We start from the raw sequence: 21311 nt of genomic DNA, 5'->3' as shown, positions 1-21311 counted from the left end.
ATTTAGCTGTAAGAAGAAAGGATAGATCAGGAAGATGGAGAGCAGTTCTTTTGAGGATGTGAACAGACTGGTTAGGTCTGAACTGTATGAGCACATGGATCCGGAATTTGGCAAATATCTGGCCATGAACCTTCCGGGCTGTGGCAATATAATAGGTGTGAGGCTGGATGATCTGAAGGAGATAGCCAGACAGATAGCCGACATAAACTGGAAGGAGTATCTGAAGCATGCGCCGGATGATACGCTGGAGGATGTGGTCATTCAGGGGCTTGTCCTTGGATTCGCACAGGGCAAGCTGGAGGAGATACTTGCATATGCCGATGAATTTGTTCCCAAGATAGACAACTGGTGGGTGTGTGACTCGTTCTGCAGTACATTTGTGGCGGCATCCATGTACCCGGAGATAGTGTGGGAATTCATCATGAAGTATATGGGAGATTCCGAGCTGAATCCTGCGTGGAGAAAGAAGGAGGAGGCAGAGATTCCAGAGGGACAGGGAGGCATCGCAGTAGGAACCTGGCAGGATATGTCCGATGACTTCAGACTCAGGTTCGTGGCTATCATGCTGAAGTGCTACTTTGTGAATGACAAGTATATCGACAAATGCCTTTATGCATTTGAACATATGCAGGATGGCGGCTACTATGCAAAGGACGGTGTAGCCTTTGGCCTGGCGGAGAGCTATTTCGTGTTCCCGGACAAGACGATTGAGTACATAAAAGGTGCACAGTTTGACAGGCAGATTCTGGAGATGACTAAGAACAAGATAGAGAAGATATACAGGCTGCCGGAAGCGGATGTGAACAGGTTTGCGGAAGTTATAAATGAATATTAAAATTAAGAGAAGGACATTATATTTGCAGGAGGAATTCTTATGAGAAATTTGAATGCGGATATGGATGTCCTTTTTGCTTTGACTGGGATCAATGATATTGAAAATGAGTTTATGGTGGCAATGGTGCTGGTGATTGTCTGTTTGGCGGCTGCGGTATGTCTGACCGTATGGATAAGAAAATACGTCAGGGGAAATGCCTCAGGCAGTCTGGAAGATAGTCAGGATGAGCGGGAGGACAGGGAGTATTCATCGGAGGATAACTACATCGATGGTGATGCTGTAGCCATTGCCATTGCTGGAGCTTTGGGAGGAACAGCAAATATTTACAGTCTGAGGAGCAGTGATACAAGACTTAGAGTTACGGTGAACAACGGGGCGCTGGTGGACAGGAGAAAACTGAAAGCCACAGGAGCTCTGGGAATACTGGCAAAGGGCAGGCAGGTGCAGGTATTCTATGAGGATCAGGTGGAAAGGATATGCCGAGAGCTTGGAAGATATATAGATGGACACAGGAAAGATAATATTGAACAGGAGGCTGAGATCGATTATGAAAGAGTGCTTAAGAAGGTGTATGTGCCTGTTGAAGGTGATGTTGTGCGCGTATCTGATATACATTGCCTACAGAACCTGGGAGACGGGAGTGTCGGCTTGTGTGCGATTCGAGCCACACGGGGAGAGATCAGAGCGCCGTTTGACTGCAAGGCTGGATATAGTAAAGCCGGAGAAGGTCAGATAGAGTGTACATCTGAGGAAGGATACGTGGTCAGGATATATCTGATATCAGAGATCGACACCGGATGGCAGAGGACACAGAGCTATGTAGATATAAGACTTACATGTGGTGATGGTGAGAAGGTGCGAAAAGGAAGGCTGCTTGCAGAGTATCCATATGAGACGCTTGCTGGCAGAGGCGAAACTGTATATGCTGTGCTGGAGGTACATTCCGATGAAAATGCTGATACAGGTCATTCTGGTGGCATAGATAAAGGATATCAGCTTAAGATAAACCGGAGAGAGAAAGTGAATTATGAATATGTGGCATGCGAGCTTGTCGTCTGAAAAGCTCACATGCCATTTATTTACGCTCTGGTTGCCCTGTCTATGATCCCAGCAAGGGTATCTATGACCATAGCGGCATCCTGATCTTTGTATTTCAGGAAAGTATAAGCACAGCCTTGTACGAACATTGACACCTCAACATTCTTGGCAAGGTCATCTCTGAACTCGGGACGGGCGTCATATATCTTCTCCTTGATGAGGGCGTCGAGCTTGTTGGTCAGGACTCCATAGCTTCTATTGTCATCAGGAAAGAGTATGGAGAACAAATGTCCCTGGTTGATAAATGCGTTGCATAACTGCCTGCTTGCTTCTGCAGGATTGGTAAGCATATATTCTGGATTTGGAATGTCGCCGATCAGAGACAGGAGAGCATCGTTTTCAAGGTATTCCGACAGATCATATATATCCTGAAAATGCAGATAGAAAGTCTGCTTGCTGATATTGGCCTTTTCTGTGAGTTCCTTCACTGTGATCTTCTCCACAGGTTTGGTGGCACGCAGTTCGATAAATGCGCTGAATAAGCTGTTGCGTGTACGCTGAATCCTTCTGTCCATAAAAGCTCCTTTCTGATCATACAAAAGCTGTACGCGGGTAATGATTATAAATGGCTGTAAGCGCCCTGATGATGCTCTATGCATTATAATATAGAATACAACAAAAGAAAGATATAGTCAAAAAAACGTATATACATATTAAATCTAATTGTCAATAATTGTCTGGAGTAAATTATTTTACTTTTATCAAAAAACGAATATTCATATAGCGGATGTGCAACGGTATACTGAAGGTAATTTACTACAGTCAAGAAATGACTGAGAGGGCTTGGATGATGGAACTTGAATACTAACTTTGTATGGAGGAAAAGTTATGGATTTGTATGAGTTTTATTCGGGAAGGTGCTTTGATGCCTACAATGAGCTCGGCGCACACGTTGTGAAGGAGAACGTGGGCAAGAGCAGGAGGAAAGCAGTGACAGGAGTGGACTTTGTGACGTATGCACCGAATGCGGAGTCGGTGACGGTTACAGGTGAGTTCAATTCATGGGGAGAGACTGCCATGGAGAGGTGTTACGATGGCAGCTTTTTCAAGTGTTTTGTGCCGGGGGCAAAGGCCGGACAGATGTATAAATATAAGATATACCAGAGAGATGGATATTGTGTGGATCACTGTGATCCGTATGGATTCGGCATGGAGCTGAGACCGGCATTTGCATCTATAATAAGAGATATGGATGAGTATACATTTGGCGATGCAAGATGGATGAGGACACGGAATGAGTGCAAGGGTGGTCCGCTCAATGTGTATGAGATGCACATGGGCTCATGGCACTGCAAGCCGGTGTATGATGAGAATGGAAAACAGCTGACACCGGAAGAAGTCATTGAGACTGACCGAGTTGCTGAGGGCTGGTATACATACAGAGAGATAGCACCGATGCTTGTGGAATATCTGAAAGAGCAGGGCTACAATTATGTGGAGTTTATGCCGCTTTCGGAGCATCCATGTGATGAGTCATGGGGCTACCAGAATACCGGATTCTTCAGTCCGACGGCTAGATACGGAACGGCGGATGACCTGAAGTTCCTCATCGACACGCTTCACAAGAACGGCATAGGTGCCATCATGGACTATGTGCCTGTGCATTTTGCACTGGATGGATATGGACTTGCAAAGTATGACGGAACCAATCTGTATGAGCATCCGACCGATGATGTGGGCTACAGCGAGTGGGGTAGTAAGAATTTCATCCATTCCAAGGGAGAAGTTCAGACATTTCTCAAGAGTGCGGCGAATTACTGGCTCACAGAGTATCATTTTGATGGCCTAAGAATGGATGCCATCAGCAGGATAATCTACTGGATGGGCGACGAGTCTAGAGGTGTAAATGACAGGGCGGTTGAGTTTATAAAGGGGCTTAACCAGGGACTTAAGGACAGACACCCGTCATGTATTCTCTGCGCCGAGGATTCCACGGACTACAAGGGAACCACCAAGGAAGTCGGATACGGCGGACTGGGATTTGACTACAAATGGGATATGGGTTGGATGAATGACACATTGAATTTCTTCAGGACTCTGCCGTTTTGCAGAGGCGACCAGTATCACAAGCTGACATTCTCCATGATGTATTTTTATAATGAGAGATACATGCTGCCACTCTCGCATGACGAGGTTGTGCATGGCAAGGCAACCATAGCCCAGAAGATGGCGGGATCATATGAAGAGAAATTCCCAAATGCAAAGGCGCTCTACGCCTACATGTATGCGCATCCGGGCAAGAAGCTTAACTTCATGGGTAACGAGATAGCCCAGCTAAGAGAGTGGGACGAGAAGCGTGAGCAGGACTGGGATATACTGAAATACCCGAACCACGATTCATTTAACAGATTTATAAAAGATTTGAATAAGCTCTATCTGAAAGAGCCTGCGCTGTCAGGGTGGGATGATGATCCTCACGGGTTTGACTGGATACTTTGTGGCAAAGAGCAGGATGTTGTATATATATTCCAGAGAGTTATTGAGGAAAATAAGATAGTAGTAGTCATGAACCTATCAGGAAATACATACAGGGATTATCACTTCAGATACGGCGAGGGCAATTCCATGAAAGTCCTCATGAACACGGACTGGAATAAATACGGTGGAAACACTAAAGACACCGTGAAGAGTATCAAGGGCGTATGCGGTGACTTCGGCTTTGATCTTCCGGCTCTGTCTGTAATGTATTTAAAGCCGGTGGATTAGTAAAAAGGAGAGATTATGATATTAGATGTAAGCAACCTTAGCCATGGATTTGGTGACAGGGCAATATTTGAAAATGTGTCATTCAGACTTCTGGCAGGCGAGCACATAGGGCTTGTCGGCGCAAATGGTGAAGGTAAATCAACCTTCATGAATATAGTGACGGGCAGTCTCATGCCGGATGAGGGTACAGTGACCTGGGCGAAGAATGTGAAGGTCGGATATCTGGATCAGCACACGGTCCTTGAGCCGGGCATGACCATAGGCGGAGTGCTGAGGGATGCGTTCTCCAGACTTTTCGATATGGAGAAGAGGATAAATGAGATATGTGACAAGCTGGCGGAGGTCACTGACGAGGATGAGATGAACACTCTTCTTGAGGAGATGGGACTTCTTCAGGATCTTCTGGACAGCCATGACTTCTATATAATAGACTCGAAGGTTGAGGAGGTTGCCAGAGCATTTGACCTGCTGCAGCTGGGACTGGACAAGGATGTAACTGAGCTGTCGGGCGGACAGAGAACCAAGGTTCTGCTGGCGAAGCTTCTGCTTGAAAAGCCGGAGATACTTCTGCTCGACGAGCCTACGAATTATCTTGATGCACACCATATAGAGTGGCTCAAGAGATACCTTCAGGAATACGAGAATGCGTTTATTCTTATATCCCATGACATTCCGTTCCTGAATTCAGTTGTAAATATCATATACCATATGGAGAATTGTCAGCTGGGCAGATATGTCGGCGATTATGACAAGTTCCAGGAGGTGTATGCGGTGAAGAAATCCCAGCTTGAGGCTGCGTACAGAAAGCAGCAGCAGGAGATATCTGAGCTGAAGGATTTTGTGGCGAGAAATAAAGCCCGGGTTGCCACAAGAAATATGGCTATGTCCAGACAGAAGAAACTTGACAAGATGGATGTCATTCAGCTTGAGCGTGAGAAACCGAAGCCTGAGTTCAACTTCAAGGAAGCGAGAACCTCTGGTAAGGTCATATTCGAGACTGATGATCTGGTGATAGGTTACAGCAAGGACAAGCCGCTTTCCAAACCGATGAATCTCCGCATGGAGCGCGGTGACAAGATAGCCATCACAGGAACGAATGGTATAGGAAAGACGACATTCCTGAAGAGTGTGCTTGGACTTATCCCAGCTATATCCGGCAAGGCGCAGCTTGGCGACTATCTGCACATTGGATACTTTGAGCAGGAGGTCAAGCCGAGCGAGAATACATGCCTGCAGGAAATATGGGAGGAATTCCCGGGATATACCCAGTATGAGGTACGTGCGGCTCTTGCCAAATGCGGACTTACCACCAAGCATATCGAGAGCAAGGTGAAGGTCCTCTCGGGCGGCGAGCAGGCGAAGGTGAGACTTTGCAAGTTAATCAACACTGATACAAATGTGCTTCTGCTTGACGAGCCGACAAACCATCTTGACGTTGATGCCAAGGATGAATTGAAGCGTGCTCTTTCCGAGTATAAGGGGTCTATACTTCTGGTATGTCATGAGCCTGAATTTTATGATGGCCTTGTGACAGACTTGTGGAATCTGGAGCAGTACACGCTGCTCCAGTGATCAGATATTATAAAATTGTCAGGTTCAAATAGATTTTTTGAACCTGGCAATTTTTTAGCGTAAATTTGACTAATCGCAATTCCTATATTATTCTATATAGGACAGTTTAATATGGTAAAGTGCTAAAGGTAAATGCGCACTCAGCGTAGAAATAGATACATCTGCTCAAAAAGTACTGTATAATCGTACGGATATAGACGCAGGTGAAAAATAATATTAGGATGGAGATGTTAGATGAATATACTTGAGAGTTTAAAGGATAAATTACTTGTTGCAGACGGGGCATTTGGAACCTGTTATGTGGGAATGTACGGAGAGCAGGGAACTGTCGCTCCTGAGCTTGCAAACATGCGCCACCCGGAGCGGGTACTTGAAATCCATAAAGAGTATGTGAAGGCGGGAGCCGGGCTTATAAGGACAAATACATTTGCGGCAAATACAGCGAGCCTTGATGCTGACACGGATTATGTCATTTCAAATGTGCGTGCGGCGGTAAAGCTTGCGAAGCAGGCTGCGGACGGCGAAGCTGGAACGGATCACAAAAAGGTATACATTGCCGGAGATATAGGCCCAATACCTGCGGATGCCGGTCTTACACTGAATGAAAGGGTGTCACAGTACAAGCTGCTGGGTGGGGCGATGCAGGACATGGGAGTGGATATCATCTGGTTTGAGACATTTCCTGAGTTCAATGTGCTCGAGCCTGTGGTGAAGCACCTGAAGGCAAGAAAGGACACGCCGGTCATGGTGTCGTTCTGCGTGAACCAGTTTGGGTACAGCAACTGTGGATTTTCGGCAAGGGCATTGCTCTCCCAGGTGGCAGGAAATCAGGACGTGGACTGTGTTGGATTCAACTGCGGAGTTGGTCCGTACCATATGCTTCAGCTTCTGAAAAAGCTGGATATAGACTGCGGAAAGCCTGTATCAGTCATGCCGAATGCGGGATACCCGAAGTTTACACAGAGCAGACTGGTGTTCAATGACAACAAAGAGGGATTCATAGATAAGATCCAGGACATAGCGGCGCTTGGTGCAGATATCATAGGAGGATGCTGCGGAACAAATCCTGAATACATACATCAGATCATGGAGCGGGTGAAAACCGGAGATATTGCAAAGGCTGCCAAGGTTCATGTTGAAAAGGTACAGGCTGACAGTGCTGTAAAGGACAATTTCCTCAAAGGACGTCTGGAGCGTGGCGGGGCAGCCACAAAAAATGCCGACGGACACAAGCACAAGCTGATTGCTGTGGAGCTGGCACCTCCGGTGGATGTCAATGATCAGAAGCTGCTTGATGCAGCCCATATACTTAAGCAGTCACATGTGGATGTGGTGACATTCCCTGATTCGCCATCGGGAAGAACCAGAGCGGATTCCATACTCATGGCGGAGAAAGTGCATAAGGAGACAGGACTCAGGGTCATGCCGCATCTGTGCTGCCGTGATAAGAATGCCATAGCCATAAGGGGAAGCGTGCTCGGTGCACAGCTTAATGGCATAAAGGATTTCCTTGTCATAACAGGTGATCCGGTTCCGGTCATGTTCAGACAGACGACCAGGAGCGTGTTCAACTTTGATTCAGTCGGAATGATGAAGCTGCTGCAGTCTATGAACGAAGAGGTGTTCAGCGGGGATAAGATCACCTACGGCGGAGCGATCAACCAGAACAGACTTAACACAAAGTTTGAGATAGACAGAATAAAGAGAAAGATGGAAGCCGGGGCTGAATTCTTTCTGACACAGCCGGTGTTCTCCAGAGAGCAGGCACAGATCCTCAGAGACATGAAGGCTGAGACCGGCGCGACAATACTTGTGGGAATCATGCCGCTTGTCAGCAGGAGAAATGCCTTGTTCATGAAAAATGAGATGGCGGGCATAGAGATCCCGGACGAGATTATAGAGAGATACAGTGGAAATGCCACAAGGCAGGAAGGCGAGGAGTGCGGCATACAGATCGCCAGAGATATACTTGAGTACACTTCGGATTTTGCAGATGGATATTACTTCTCGTTCCCATTCAACAGAGTACATATGCTGGCACATATCGTTGACTAAAATGTGAGTCAAGGTTATTATGGAATAAGCGGTGTTGCCGGGGAAAACAGGGATTCTGGAGCAGCGCTATATAGGAGAGGCGCTGTTATATATACAGTAGATAAAATACAGGATGCGCGGGTGCGCAGAAAGGAACAGACATGGATTACAATAGTTTAAGTCTTAAGATGCATGAGGAGCACAAGGGTAAGGTAGAGGTAGTGTCCAAGGTAGCAGTGAAGAACAGAGACGATCTGAGCACAGCTTACACACCGGGCGTTGCAGAGCCTTGCAGAAAGATCCGTGACAATAAGGCTGACGTATACAAATATACATGCAAGGGCAACATGGTTGCCGTGGTATCAGACGGAACAGCGGTTCTCGGCCTGGGAGATATAGGACCTGAGGCAGCTATACCTGTAATGGAAGGAAAGTCCATACTCTTCAAGGAGTTCGGCGGAGTTGACGCATTCCCTATCTGCCTTGACACAAAGGATGTGGATGAGATTGTTGAGACAGTAAAGCGCATTGCACCTGTATTTGGCGGAATCAATCTGGAGGATATATCAGCTCCAAGATGCTTCGAGATAGAGAAAAGACTTAAGGAAGAACTTGACATTCCTGTATTCCATGACGATCAGCATGGTACAGCTATCGTTGTGTCAGCAGGACTCATCAATGCGTTAAAGCTTGTCGGCAAGCCGTTTGACGAGGCAAATGTGGTTATCAACGGAGCGGGTTCTGCAGGTATATCAATATGTAAGCTTCTGCTTCAGCTCGGTATAGGCAATGTGGTTCTTGTGGACAGGCAGGGTGCTCTGTGTCCTGGACAGGACTGGATGAATCCGGCACAGGCAGAGATGGCAGAGATTACAAACAAGGACAGACAGACAGGTTCTCTTGCCGAGATAATGAAGGGTAAGGATGTATTTGTCGGAGTTTCAGCTCCAAATATCGTGACAGCAGAGATGGTTGCATCTATGGCAGCAGATCCTATAGTATTTGCCATGGCAAACCCTACACCTGAGATCATGCCTGAGGAAGCGGCAAAGGGCGGAGTAAGAGTAATGGCGACGGGCCGTTCGGATTATCCAAACCAGATTAATAACGTTCTAGTATTCCCGGGAATATTCAGAGGTGCCTTGGACGCCAAGGCAACAGGCATAACTGAAGAGATGAAGATGGCAGCAGCCAAGGCTATCGCATCCATTGTAACAGATGATGAGCTCAAGGAGGATTACATCATTCCTGGAGCATTTGACGAGAGAGTTGCTAAGGTGGTTGCCAAGGCTGTAGCTGACGAGGCAATAAAGCTTGGAATTACAAAATAAGAATAAAAATAAAGTTTTTCGAAATATTTAGTAAATAAGTGTACTAAAAATCGCATCTTATGTGGAAAGTCCGCATGGGATGCGGTTTTTTATTTTGCGATTTTATTGTAAAGTAATATTGTTGTCCGCGGGGACGGATAGGGAGGAGAAAAAATTGAACAGTGTTATTATTGGGCAGAGAATAAAGGATGCCCGCAAGTCTATGAACCTCACACAGAAGGAGCTGGGGTATCTTATCTATGCAGATGGCAAATATATAAGCCGTCTTGAAAATGGCGGAAGTCTGCCGAGCCTGAAGCGGCTGGTGCTGTTGTCGAGGGTGCTTAACCGCACATGTGATTATTTCATATGGGATATCGATGTGATGGAGGAGGATATGACTCCGAGGGAGGAAATCGTTATCCGGGATGAACAGGAGCGGAAGCTTCTGCAGCTTTGGAGGGAGATATGCTGAAGATTGCTGTGTACAGTGAGGAGAAAGTAATGAGCCCGTTGTTGCAGGAGTACATGGGTATATGGCAGAGAGATGCGGGATGTGTGTGCGCTGTGAGATATTATGACAATGTGCATGCGATCATGGTCGACATGGATCTTGAAGGAATTTACGATGTAGTGGTGGTGTATCGTTCCTGGGATGTGGCCGATGTCTTGAAAAAAGACCGCAGGGTAGGTAGTCTCGTGATGATAGCAGCAGGAATAAACCGGAGATTGTATGATATCCAACCGTGTTATATTCTGTATGAACCTGTTAATGCGGCAAATTTCAAAAAGGTGATGACGATGGCGGTTGAGGGGAGCCGGGATGAGAGAAGATTCACATTTGTATCCGGAAGGGTGAGATACAGTGTAGATACCCGGAGCATAATGTATTTTGAAAGCGAACTGCGTCGCATAAATCTGGTCACAACGGAACAAAAATATGTTTTTTATGGAAGTATTGGCGAGATGGAAAAACGCATGAAGGTGGGCTACGGGGGATTTATCAGACCACATGAATCCTATCTTGTAAATCCGGATCATGTGAGCAGATGCACGGCTCATGAAATGATACTGACAAATGGTAAAAGTATACACATCAGCGCAACAAGACGCGCTGATGTGAAAAGATACTACAGTGAACTGATCAATTGCTAGTTGTTAGAAGATCAAATATATCTGAGTAATTCTATGTTCAGTCTGCCCTTCCGGGTTGCGCTGCCTGTCTCGACAAATTCATATTTGCCATATCCACGTATTGAAAATACGTCGCCCGGTTTTAACTGGTAGCTGCTGTTTTCGTACAACCTGTTGTTTAGTGAAAATTTCTTTTCCCTGAACAACAGGGATGTGCTGCTTCTTGAAAGGCCTGTTATTGTGGCGGTCACTGCGTCCGCTCTTGCAGATGCTGCGATTATGTGCAGAGGTTCCTTTTTTATCTGTATCTCATAAGTATCCTGGGTGCTGCAAAAAGTACATTTTACATTTGTGTGCCTTATCTTTGTCAGATTTTCTGCGATATAATCGGCAACAGTGTCCACACAGAATATATAGGCATTGTTGTGCTTGCCAGAATGAGTGGATTCGGTGACCAGTATATCGCCCACCATCTCCCTCTCAATGCCAAGATTCATAAGTGCCCCAAGGAAATCCCTGTGGTTCAGATCGTCTGAGAATTTGTCCGAAACAGCGGAAACCTTCATGGTGCAGATGGGAAAAGCCGGTGCGTAGCCGCAGTCGGCTTCATTTCCAAAGGCGATCATAACGCGGTCGCAGGATTCCCTGCCTCCAAAGATGGTATATCCTGCAAATGACAACGGTTCAAGATTACTGTAAAATACTTCCATGTCTGCAGCACTCAGAAAATTAGTATATGTATATCTGTTCTGGCGGAAGGCGGCATTTGCCAGATCCTTTAACCGCCCCTTTAGAATATCGTTTTCATTCATAGCATGTCCTCCGAGATGATTGACTTCTTACTATTATATTACAACACTCCGATCTTCGCCAACAGTCAAACGAATTTGACAGCTTTGCACGATAATCTGAAATTTATTGTTGCGAAAAGTGATCATAATGAACAATAAACCGTTCAAACGTGAAAAAAACAATCATTTTGCATTCAAAAATCTTCTAAAAACTATTGAAATGCGCAACTGTTGATAAATTACCACAAAAAAAAGCCTTCGTTTTATAAATTTTTGCGTATTTACAATTTCAAAGTGTTTTGATAGTATATGGGCATAACAAGGAGATGAGTTGTGATCAACAAGCCTTCTGGTTATAAAAAAGACAATCACTTATATTTTGATAGACGGAGGGTTCCCTTAGCACGAAATTCGTAGAAATCCCTTTATACGATGTAATGTAACCCCATAACCCCAAACCCCAAAACATAGGAATCCTCCACTCCCCCCTTCTTAACAGCCTGTCGCATAAGCGACGGGCTGTTTTTATGTTCTGAAAAACAGGGGGATTTAGAGTTTCATATTGGATGCGCTTATGGCGTTACCGAGTTCTGTGAGACTTTCCACGAAGGCTGCGTATTTGCATATGTCAGTCATCTTAGATTTTCTTTTGCTATTTCCGAGAATGCTATAGATATAATCTCTTGACTGTTCGATTATATATGTTGGCGTTGTGTCGTGCTCGTTGTTGAATAACATGGATTTGAAGTTCTGAAAAAAAGAATAAATTTCATAATCTATAGAATTGTCATTCCGCTGCATGTATTCGAGAAGCATATCGATATAGCGCAAAGCTGAGTGTACGTACAGGATAGAGTTTTCGTTTATGTACAGTACGGTTTCCGGCACAAAGAAAGATGGATGTGCGAAACCTTTTATGCTGTGCAGGGCTTCCATTTTCTGGGTGGCTGACTGGTTGAACGAGTAACGGTTTTTGTATTGTTCAATGATAGAGAGCGTGTCCGCTGAATTATTTTTTGCTATTACGCGCCGTCTCTCGTTGATGTACAGTTTTAACTCCAATAGAAGAAAATATATATCCGGGGATGAAAAACGCTGCGAGTTTTTGATATACGGAAATGAACCTGTCATTCTTCTGAAAAATGAGTCTGCTGTGGCATAATTGTTTATTATGCTGATGGCTGCATCTACATTGAAATTCTGGACAAATTCCCTGGTTGCGGGCTGATACACTGTCTCGTTGTCAATGCGGGATACATAGGAACTAAGAAAGATTATCTTCTCTTCTGCGGTGAGTTCGTATCCGTTGAGGTTACAATAATTGATGGCGGAACAGGGGGCATCGGTTTGTGTTTCGGCATTGTTTAAGTCTGTCATAATGATCTCCTTTGTTTTTGTATGGATAAAAATGTAGCACTTTAACGCGATAAGTGGTAGGATATTTATGGATACAAAATTGTACAATATGTATAAATGTATACAATGGAGGAGAGAGATGAATAGAAGGAGAACAAAAAAGGGGGCGTCGGATTCTACAGAAATGGTAGATACGATAGGCTTCAATATGCGGGATATCCGCAAAAACAGCAGATCTTCGAAGTATACGGTAAAGTATATGGTTGCGGAGATAAATGAGCTCCTGCCGGAGAATCATAAGATAACAGAAGGGATATATTACAAGTGGGAGAATGAGGAGAGGCTTCCGACAGCGCGGCACATTCCGGCTATAGCTAGTGTTCTCGGTGTGTCTGAGACTGCACTTTTTCACTGGCAGGGTATGAAGAATGGAACTGTCAACAGTAAATATAGTCAACTGGTTGAGAGCGTTAAAGCACTTGGAGATGACAAGACGGCTGATATAGCCTGGCTTGCATCGGGTTGGTCAGGTGACCTTAAAGCTCTGGTTGAATTTGACATGCTGTATGCAAGTCTGCCTGCGGAGGACAGACGGGATGTGGCATCTCTTGGAATAAGATTATATGATGTGTGCAGGAAAGAGGGCAGACTGAATCAGGATGTGCCATCTGTGGATTTCTCTTATTTGCAGCAGGCTCTCAGGGATCTGTGGGCATCAAAGTAAGATATAATTGCACAAATAAAAAAAATATCTTTGTTCTTTTTGACAAAATATCCAACTTGACATGGTAAAAATCAAAAAAATCTTGACTTGTGCACAAAAAAGGCTATGATAATATCAAGGGCAACCGATTGCGCATGGAGCGTTGCGCAAATGCGGAGATATGTGCTGAACAAAAGGAGACTTGAACATGGAGACAAAAGAGTCAGGCCAGAAGATGACCATTTCTGATGTGGCTGAGGCGTTAAATATATCTAAGACTACAGTATCGAGAGCGATTTCCGGAAAGGGAAGGATCGGTGCCGAGACAAGGCGGAGAGTTCTCGAGTATATAGAGGAGCATAATTATAAGCCAAGCGTTATAGCGAAGGGGCTGGCACAGTCAAAATCCTATAATATAGGATGGGTCATGCCGAGCGACTACAGCGTGGTGGATCTGCCGTTCTTTCAGAAGTGCCTGATGGGATTGCTGGAGATGGCTGCGCCAGTGGATTATGATGTGCTTGTGTGTACAGTGTCACCGGATGATATGAGCCAGTTGGAGAGAATTGTTGAGAATCATAAGGTGGATGGGGTTGTACTTGGAAGAACTCTTGTGAATGATGCCCCGGCAGAATATCTCAAGGAAAAAAAGATACCATTTGTTGTGGTTGGAAGTATGGATGATGACAATGTTGTCCAGGTTGATCATGATCACAGAAGTGCATGCCGTGAGCTTACATCTATACTGCTTGCCAAAGGAATGACTAAGGTAGCCCTCATGGGTGGCAATAAGAATCATGTGGTAACCCTCAACAGGTATAGAGGATATCTTGATGCGATGGAGGATATGGAGGTACCGGTAGATAACAGCCTGGTATACTTTGATATAGATAATTCCGTATTATGTGAACATGCCATTGAAGAGATAATGAAGCAGAAAGCAGAATGCATACTGTGTATGGATGATGGAATATGCCAGAATGTACTTAATATACTGGATAAGAAGGGCATAAAGGTGCCAACTGATGTGAGAGTTGCGTCATTCTACAACAGCTCACTTCTGAACAATTACCAGCCTGCGATCACATCGCTCCAGTTTGATCCGCGTGAGCTTGGAATGGTGGCATGTAAACTGCTGGTGGATTTTATAGAGGGCAACGAAGTTAAGAAGAAGACACATCTGGGTTATGAACTCAGATTAAAAGAGTCAACGAAGTAATTCATAGTTATATATCCTTCCTAGAGGGGCGTCAGTGTTTGGCTGACGCCCTGTTTTTATGTGAAAAGGGCCAGAATATGCGCAATATGCGCAAAAAATGATGCGCGACGGGCATGAAAATACACCATAGAATATTGCTGTTATAGCAATATTCTATGGTGTAACAAAGAGGAAAGTAATGAAAAAACGGCCTAAATGAGTGTAATAATGGCTAGAAAAGGAAATGAAACATGAAAATCTCACATATGGGATTGCGGATGATTAACAAATATTACCATATATAGTGTGCAACGCAAACGGGTGCGCAAAATATAACGAACATGGAAACGTTTCCGAATGAAGCGGCTTGTGCAAAATGTATATTTTTTTATTTTAAAAGTTATATGAATTAGTAGTTGACAACAATAAACAGAACTGATAATATATAACCATAAAGAACAACCGATTGCGCACGGGAAACAATAAGGGCAACTAATTTTCTTATTATTTATTTAAAGAGGAGGACATAAGAATGAGAAAGAAAGTTTTATCATTAACACTTGTTGCTGCGATGATGGCAGGATGCCTTGCGGGATGTGGCAACGCAGATTCAAAGGACGAAGGAACAACAGCAGCTGCTGGCGACAGCACAACACAGGCTGCAGCATCAGATGATGCGATTCAGAACTTAATTGATGCAACAACAGGAACTGTAGATCTTTCGGTATGGGCTTCTGAGGAAGATCAGGATCTCACAACACAGGTTATTGAAGAATTCAAGAAAAAGTATTCAGATGTTGACTTCAACATCACACTCGGAGCCGAGTCAGAGTCAAAGACAAAGGATGATATCCTGGTAGACGTTGAGGCTGCTCCTGATGTATTCGCATTTGCTGATGATCAGATCAATGAGCTGGTTAAGGCTGGAGCACTTCAGCCGGTACAGGCTACATATACTTTTGATGTTGCAAACGAGAATGTAGCAGCTTCTGTTGAGGCAGCTTCTGTTGATGGAACATTATATGCATATCCAATGACAGCAGATAACGGATACTTCATGTTCTATGATTCATCAGTATTCACAGAGGATGATGTTCAGTCACTGGATGCTATGATCGAGGCAGCAAAGAAGGCAAATAAGAAGATTGCTATGAACGTATCAGATGCCTGGTATGTATACTCATTCTTCCAGGGTGCAGGTCTTGACCTTACACTTAACGATGACGGACTTACAAATACATGTACTTGGAATCAGGCAGGCGGTACAGACGTAGCTCAGGCAATTCTTGATCTCTTTAAGACTGGCGCATTTGTAGATATGGATGATCCTACACAGGCAACAGCAATCGCTGAGGGTACGATCTGTGCAGCAGTTAACGGAACATGGAGAGCGGCAGACGCTCAGGCAGCATGGGGCGAGAACTATGCAGCAGCTAAGCTTCCTACATACACAGTTGCAGGCAAGCAGGTTCAGATGGCTTCATTCTCAGGATGCAAGCTTGTAGGTGTAAACCCACATTCAAAGAACGTAGGCTGGTCAATGCTTCTTGCTGAGTATCTTACATCAGAGGATACACAGGTTACAAGATTTAAGCAGAGAGGCCTTGGTCCTTCAAACATCAACGCTTCAGAGTCAGAAGAAGTTAAGGCTGATCCAGCTATATCAGCTCTTGCAGCTCAGGCAGCATATGCAACACCACAGCGTGTAGGCGGCAACTACTGGACACCAGCTGAGACACTTGGTTCAATCCTTGCCCAGGGTAATCCGGACGGAACAGATCTTCAGAAGCTTCTCGACAATGCTGTAGAAGGAATTGAAGCACCTGTATCACAGGAGTAATCTCAATTAAGAAGTACTTTGAATAATATTTATAGGTTATAATGAGAATGCCTCATATGTCATTCGTGGCATGTGGGGCATTTTAAAAAGAGAGGAGCTTTTTCATGAAGAAAATATCAGGATTCTTTAAAGCCATAGGAAGATACTTCAAGAATTTTGGTGTTGCTTTTGCAAAAGGTGATATATGGGTTAAGCTCTCAGCGGTTATCATGGGTGCAGGTTACTTCGCAAGAAAGCAGATCGTCAATGGTTTGATCATGCTCATCGTTGAGGCTGCGTTTGTGTTGATGTGCGTAGGCTATGCGGCACCAAACCTTGCCAAATTTGGAACTCTTGGAACTGTAAAGTTTGAGCAGGTATTTGATCCACTCACCATGCAGACAACCACTAATAATTACGACAATTCTTTCCAGATCCTTCTCAATTCGGTGGTTGCGTTGTTCATCATTCTTATATTCGTGCTTTTCTACATTCACAATATCAAGACAGTGTACAAGCTTCAGCAGATGAAGGAAAATGGAGAACATATAAATACATTCAAGGAAGATATGAAGTCACTCTTCAACGAGAAGTTCCACATAACACTTCTCACACTTCCTACAATTGGTGTAGTCATAATGAATATTCTGCCGATACTTATTCTTATAGCGGTGGCATTTACCAATTATGACCAGCAGCACCTTCCACCAAACTCACTGTTTACATGGGTGGGCTTCAAGAACTTCGCAAGCCTGTTCTCAAACAGCATGACAGTTACATTTGGATATTCATTCAGAAAGGTTCTTGGCTGGACACTTGTATGGGCGGTCATGGCAACATTTACCACATTCATAGGCGGTATCCTTCTTGCCAAGGCGATCAATTCCAAGACAACCAAGCTGCCAAAGATGTGGAGAACACTTTTCATCATATCAATAGCAGTTCCACAGTTCGTAACACTGCTTTTGGTTAGAAACTTCTTTGCTGATTCAGGTATTGTGAACACTATCTGCTCAAATATTGGTATCACAGACATGCTTAAGCATGCAGGACTTGTCGGTGAGCATCTTACATATATACCGTTCCTGACCGATCCTCACTGGGCAAAGGTAATGATCATTCTCATCAATATCTGGGTCGGTGTTCCATACCAGATGCTGATCGCAACAGGTGTTCTGATGAACATACCTACAGATCAGATTGAGAGTGCAAAGATTGATGGAGCAACAAATTTCCAGGTGTTCTGGAAGATCACAATGCCATATATCCTGTTCATTCAGGGCCCGGCACTTATAACAGACTTTGTAAAGAATATCAACAACTTCAACGTAATCTACCTGCTCACACAGGATGTATTCGTCACACAGAATCAGGCGCTTGCCAATTCGCATGCAAAGGAAGTTGACCTTCTTGTTACATGGTTGTTCAGACTTACAAATGAATACTACGACTACAAGATGGCATCTGTTATCGGTATCATAGTATTTATCATATGTGCAGCATTTACACTTATATCATTCTCAAGAATGATCTCAGGAGATAAAGAGGAGGAGTACCAGTAATGAAGAAAACAATAGGTTCGATCGTTAAACATATCGTATTACTTGTCCTCGCAGTTATCTGGCTGGTTCCGATCATCTGGCTGGTTGTCACCTCATTCAGCGGATATAAGGGAATCAACACAGCGCATTTCTTCCCAACTAGCTGGTCTATGGACAACTTTGTTCAGCTGCTCACAAGACCTGACTCGGTTGTGCAGTATGTGTCATGGTTCAAGAATACACTTATCATTGCAGTATTTACATGTATCATCTCTACTATATTTGTAATTATGGTCAGCTATGCGATGAGTTGTATGAGATTCAACGGCAGAAAACAGATCATGAGTGCGTCGCTGATACTCAACATGTTCCCTGGCCCACTTCTCATGATAGCAATTTACTTTATCCTGAAGATGCTGGGACTTACAAACAGCCATTTCGGTATGATCATAGTTTACTCAGCGGGATCGGGACTTGGATTCCTCATCATGAAGGGATTCATGGACACAATACCAATGTCACTTAAGGAGGCTGCCAGACTTGAGGGCGCTTCGGAGGCAAAGATATTTATGAAGGTAATTCTTCCTCTGTGTAAGCCAATAGTAGTGTATCAGGTAATCAGTTCTTTCCTTATACCTTGGGGCGATTTTGTATTCGCAAAGCTTATGCTCAACTCAGGAGTTTCGAAGGACTGGACAGTAGCTATAGGTCTTTACAATATGCTTGAAAAATCACTGGTCAACAAATACTTCTCAGTATTCTGTGCCGGCGGTATCGTGGTAGCTATCCCTATCTCAATACTGTTCGTCATCATGCAGAAGTACTATGTAGAGGGTGTAACTGGCGGTTCTGTAAAGGGTTAAGGCGGACGGTCTGAGAGAAATGAGAAAATTTATTTTGGGCAGGTGTCTGCGTACCGGATGGACCACATATGGATGGTGGTGTGGATGCCTGCTATAATTAGCCCTAAAATAGGGCAGACAGGATGAAAAATGAGGATATTGTCGCTTATTTGGGGACAATTATCTTTAGATCAAAAGGTTACAACATATACGAAATAGGAGATTTAAGATATGGAGAATACATTTATTGTAAACATTATCCATCGTCCTGAGATGGTTCCTGAGTATGCCGAGAAGGTTACAGGCCATGGTCAGGCAGAGGATATCGGAAGAAAAGCTCTCCTCACAGAGTCACTGGACATATTCAAGTTCCAGCAGGAGACAGCTCACAAGAACGGACTCAAGACTACTATTCAGATGACATATGCCAGTCTTTTCAATGAGGAGGCTGTGTCACTGGCAAAGGAGCACCACGAGAAGTACGGAGATGAGATAGCACTCTCTCTTCTTGGGCTTCCTTGCACAGAGTTCAGAGAGAAGTACAAGACCAAGGATTTCTGTATCTGGATGTTCTCAATGGAGGACAAGAAGAATATCGTTGATGACGTATTTGGAAAGTTCCATGATATATTTGGCTTCTACCCTGAATCAACTGGTTCATACTACATGGACGCAGAGCTCACAAACTACATTAAGGAGAAGTACCCATCAGTTAAGTGTGCAGTTGCAACATGCTGGGAGGAGGGTCCTAAGGCTTACCACACATGTAACAACTCATGGTACACACTGTTCGATGGCGGCCCATGGAATCCGTGGATACCTTCAAAGCAGAACACACATGCACCTGCAGCAAATGAGGCTGAGGACAGCGGAATCGTTGCCATCCCGCATCTTTCAAGAGATCTGCTGGCATGCTATGATGGAAATGGTTCTAACTTTGGTACACATCCACAGAACGTTCTCCGTGGAATGATCTATGACAGCAAGACATGGGAGTACCCATATCTGTACAACCTTATCGACCAGTATCGTCATCTGGCTAAGTTCAACAATGGATATTCATACAACATGATGTTCGTTGGACCAGGCTGGCTGAACAAGATGGGACGCTGGGAGGCTCCATACGAGCTGCTCAAGAAGAGCTACGAGGATGGAATGAAGTATTATGGCGACCTGAAGAAGGAAGGCAAATGTATCGACATGACAATGGCTGAATTTGCTGACTTCTACAGAGAGAACAAGACATACGAGGAGCCTGAGTGTGCTCTTTGGAAGGATATACTGTACGGATCAGACAAGCAGATATTCTGGTACTGCGATCCATACATGAGAGCCCAGATCAACATGGATCAGGGCGGTGCGATCGTTGACCTCAGACCATACGCTGCAAAGCTCAACTGGCCTGTAGGTATCGGAACTCCACATGTTCAGGATGCTTCATATCCATTCCTGATCCAGGAGAAGTACAGAGCAGGATATTTCACACACTATGCTGGAGAGGGTACTGTAAGAAGTGCCAAGATCAGCTACAAGGGTGAGGAGGTCGACCTCTGTCTGTGCAGAACAAAGGCAACATTCTCGCAGGAGGAAAGCACAAGAATCCTTACACTTGACCCAGTGGATATCGAGTTCTACGATCTGACAGTTAAACTTCAGACAAAGATATATTTTGAGGAGGGTTCATCCAAGATAAGACATGAAAGAACTATCCTCGAGATGAGCAACCCTGATGCAGAGGTTGAGATCAATGAGTACATGGTGGCATGCTACGGTACAACAGAGTACCCAGAGGACATGACAGGAATCACTCTCACAGCAAAGAATGCTTCAGAGAGCAAGTCACTCACATATGAGTACAGGTGCAGAGAAGAGGATCTCGCAGGCGCCGATGAGGTGTCAGCAGTTATACCTGCGATCGAGACAAAGGCTGCCATGGGAGCATCTGGCAGCGATGCAACAGGATATTTCAAAGAGGGATATGCGTTCTCGCCAATGTTCACTCTTGGTTATACAAAGACACTTAAGGATAAGGAGGTATTTTCAACATGGCTCAGTCTGGAAAAGGCAAATTAAATTACAGATGTCCAATGTGTTTTATGAGAGATCTGGATATAGATATGTTCTATGATAAGGACAAGAAGGAATACTACTGTATCCGTTGTCAGTATGTTGGACCAGAGGAGGACGTTCTGGCAAAGAACGAGCTCATCAGAATAAAATATGGAAGAATGTATGACAGGATTACATTTGACGACTAGGTGACAGATGTCATCTTGATAGAAGGCCGCCGACAGATGAAGATGAACTGGTACATCAGGGGTATGCAGAACATTTTTCTTCGGCGGCTGTTCTTGGTTATAACAGGCAGTAAA

18 protein-coding genes are annotated in these 21311 nt (G+C 44.5%); 15 read left to right on the top strand and 3 right to left on the bottom strand.

The features are described from left to right. Positions 1–34 precede the first annotated feature (34 nt). Both ABUA34_RS03355 and ABUA34_RS03350 read left to right on the top strand, forming a co-directional pair. Complete coding sequence (locus ABUA34_RS03355; protein ID WP_015534538.1) at positions 35–835, top strand: DNA alkylation repair protein; 801 nt, start codon at positions 35–37, stop codon at positions 833–835. Positions 836–874: 39 nt separating this feature from the next. After that, positions 875–1894, top strand: coding sequence for a PTS sugar transporter subunit IIB (locus tag ABUA34_RS03350; protein ID WP_349822825.1), 1020 nt, complete (start codon positions 875–877; stop codon positions 1892–1894). 20 nt (positions 1895–1914) lie between these two features. On the opposite strand, the gene ABUA34_RS03345 is transcribed toward ABUA34_RS03350, so the two are convergent. Next, entirely contained in the window at positions 1915–2448 is a 534-nt protein-coding gene (locus ABUA34_RS03345; RefSeq protein ID WP_015534540.1) for a TetR/AcrR family transcriptional regulator, read from the bottom strand. Between the two features lie 313 nt (positions 2449–2761). Between ABUA34_RS03345 and glgB the strand changes: the two genes are divergently transcribed. The 6 genes from glgB (at position 2762) to ABUA34_RS03315 (ending at position 10710) form a co-directional block, all read left to right on the top strand. Then, on the top strand, positions 2762–4639 hold the full coding sequence (gene glgB / locus ABUA34_RS03340; protein ID WP_015534541.1) for a 1,4-alpha-glucan branching protein GlgB: 1878 nt from the start codon (positions 2762–2764) through the stop codon (positions 4637–4639). 12 nt (positions 4640–4651) lie between these two features. Next, positions 4652–6211, top strand: a complete 1560-nt coding sequence (locus ABUA34_RS03335) for an ABC-F family ATP-binding cassette domain-containing protein (protein WP_349822832.1) — start codon at positions 4652–4654, stop codon at positions 6209–6211. Positions 6212–6445: 234 nt separating this feature from the next. Then, positions 6446–8266 carry a bifunctional homocysteine S-methyltransferase/methylenetetrahydrofolate reductase gene (locus ABUA34_RS03330; RefSeq protein ID WP_349822824.1) on the top strand — a complete coding sequence of 607 codons (1821 nt, stop codon included), beginning with the start codon at positions 6446–6448 and terminating at the stop codon, positions 8264–8266. Between the two features lie 140 nt (positions 8267–8406). Next, entirely contained in the window at positions 8407–9576 is a 1170-nt protein-coding gene (locus ABUA34_RS03325; protein ID WP_022215972.1) for an NAD(P)-dependent malic enzyme, read from the top strand. A 154-nt stretch (positions 9577–9730) separates the two neighbouring features. Next, a complete protein-coding gene (locus ABUA34_RS03320) occupies positions 9731–10030 on the top strand; it encodes a helix-turn-helix domain-containing protein (RefSeq protein WP_161171382.1) in 300 nt (99 codons plus the stop codon). Further along, complete coding sequence (locus ABUA34_RS03315; RefSeq protein ID WP_055272066.1) at positions 10024–10710, top strand: LytTR family transcriptional regulator DNA-binding domain-containing protein; 687 nt, start codon at positions 10024–10026, stop codon at positions 10708–10710. Before ABUA34_RS03320 ends, ABUA34_RS03315 begins: the two co-directional genes overlap by 7 nt. Before the next feature lie 11 nt (positions 10711–10721). Here ABUA34_RS03315 and ABUA34_RS03310 read toward each other — a convergent pair whose 3' ends face one another. Next, on the bottom strand, positions 10722–11501 hold the full coding sequence (locus tag ABUA34_RS03310) for a YlmH/Sll1252 family protein (protein ID WP_349822823.1): 780 nt from the start codon (positions 11499–11501) through the stop codon (positions 10722–10724). A gap of 528 nt (positions 11502–12029) precedes the next feature. Next, positions 12030–12857: a hypothetical protein gene (locus tag ABUA34_RS03305; RefSeq protein WP_022215969.1), complete on the bottom strand. Its 828-nt coding sequence runs from the start codon at positions 12855–12857 to the stop codon at positions 12030–12032. 118 nt (positions 12858–12975) lie between these two features. Between ABUA34_RS03305 and ABUA34_RS03300 the strand changes: the two genes are divergently transcribed. The 7 genes from ABUA34_RS03300 to ABUA34_RS03270 all read left to right on the top strand — a co-directional run bounded on the left by ABUA34_RS03300 (position 12976) and on the right by ABUA34_RS03270 (position 21197). Further along, positions 12976–13560, top strand: coding sequence for a transcriptional regulator (locus ABUA34_RS03300; protein WP_015534548.1), 585 nt, complete (start codon positions 12976–12978; stop codon positions 13558–13560). Positions 13561–13747: 187 nt separating this feature from the next. Next, positions 13748–14758: a LacI family DNA-binding transcriptional regulator gene (locus ABUA34_RS03295; RefSeq protein WP_022217055.1), complete on the top strand. Its 1011-nt coding sequence runs from the start codon at positions 13748–13750 to the stop codon at positions 14756–14758. 511 nt (positions 14759–15269) lie between these two features. Continuing rightward, positions 15270–16577, top strand: coding sequence for an extracellular solute-binding protein (locus tag ABUA34_RS03290; protein ID WP_015534549.1), 1308 nt, complete (start codon positions 15270–15272; stop codon positions 16575–16577). A 104-nt stretch (positions 16578–16681) separates the two neighbouring features. Further along, a complete protein-coding gene (locus ABUA34_RS03285) occupies positions 16682–18118 on the top strand; it encodes a carbohydrate ABC transporter permease (protein ID WP_015534550.1) in 1437 nt (478 codons plus the stop codon). Beyond that, on the top strand, positions 18118–18960 hold the full coding sequence (locus ABUA34_RS03280) for a sugar ABC transporter permease (RefSeq protein ID WP_015534551.1): 843 nt from the start codon (positions 18118–18120) through the stop codon (positions 18958–18960). The genes ABUA34_RS03285 and ABUA34_RS03280 overlap by 1 nt, the downstream gene beginning before the upstream one ends. A 210-nt stretch (positions 18961–19170) precedes the next feature. Then, positions 19171–21012, top strand: a complete 1842-nt coding sequence (locus ABUA34_RS03275; RefSeq protein WP_022217051.1) for a DUF3863 domain-containing protein — start codon at positions 19171–19173, stop codon at positions 21010–21012. Further along, complete coding sequence (locus tag ABUA34_RS03270; RefSeq protein ID WP_015534553.1) at positions 20985–21197, top strand: hypothetical protein; 213 nt, start codon at positions 20985–20987, stop codon at positions 21195–21197. Before ABUA34_RS03275 ends, ABUA34_RS03270 begins: the two co-directional genes overlap by 28 nt. Positions 21198–21311 lie beyond the last annotated feature (114 nt).

Origin of the sequence: Coprococcus sp. RTP21428st1_C9_RTP21428_210409 (assembly GCF_040227395.1) — a bacterium.
Classification (GTDB): Bacteria; Bacillota; Clostridia; order Lachnospirales; family Lachnospiraceae; genus Coprococcus; species Coprococcus aceti.
Note: the sequence above shows the minus strand (reverse complement) of the source record. Positions and strands in the feature narration are given on the sequence as shown.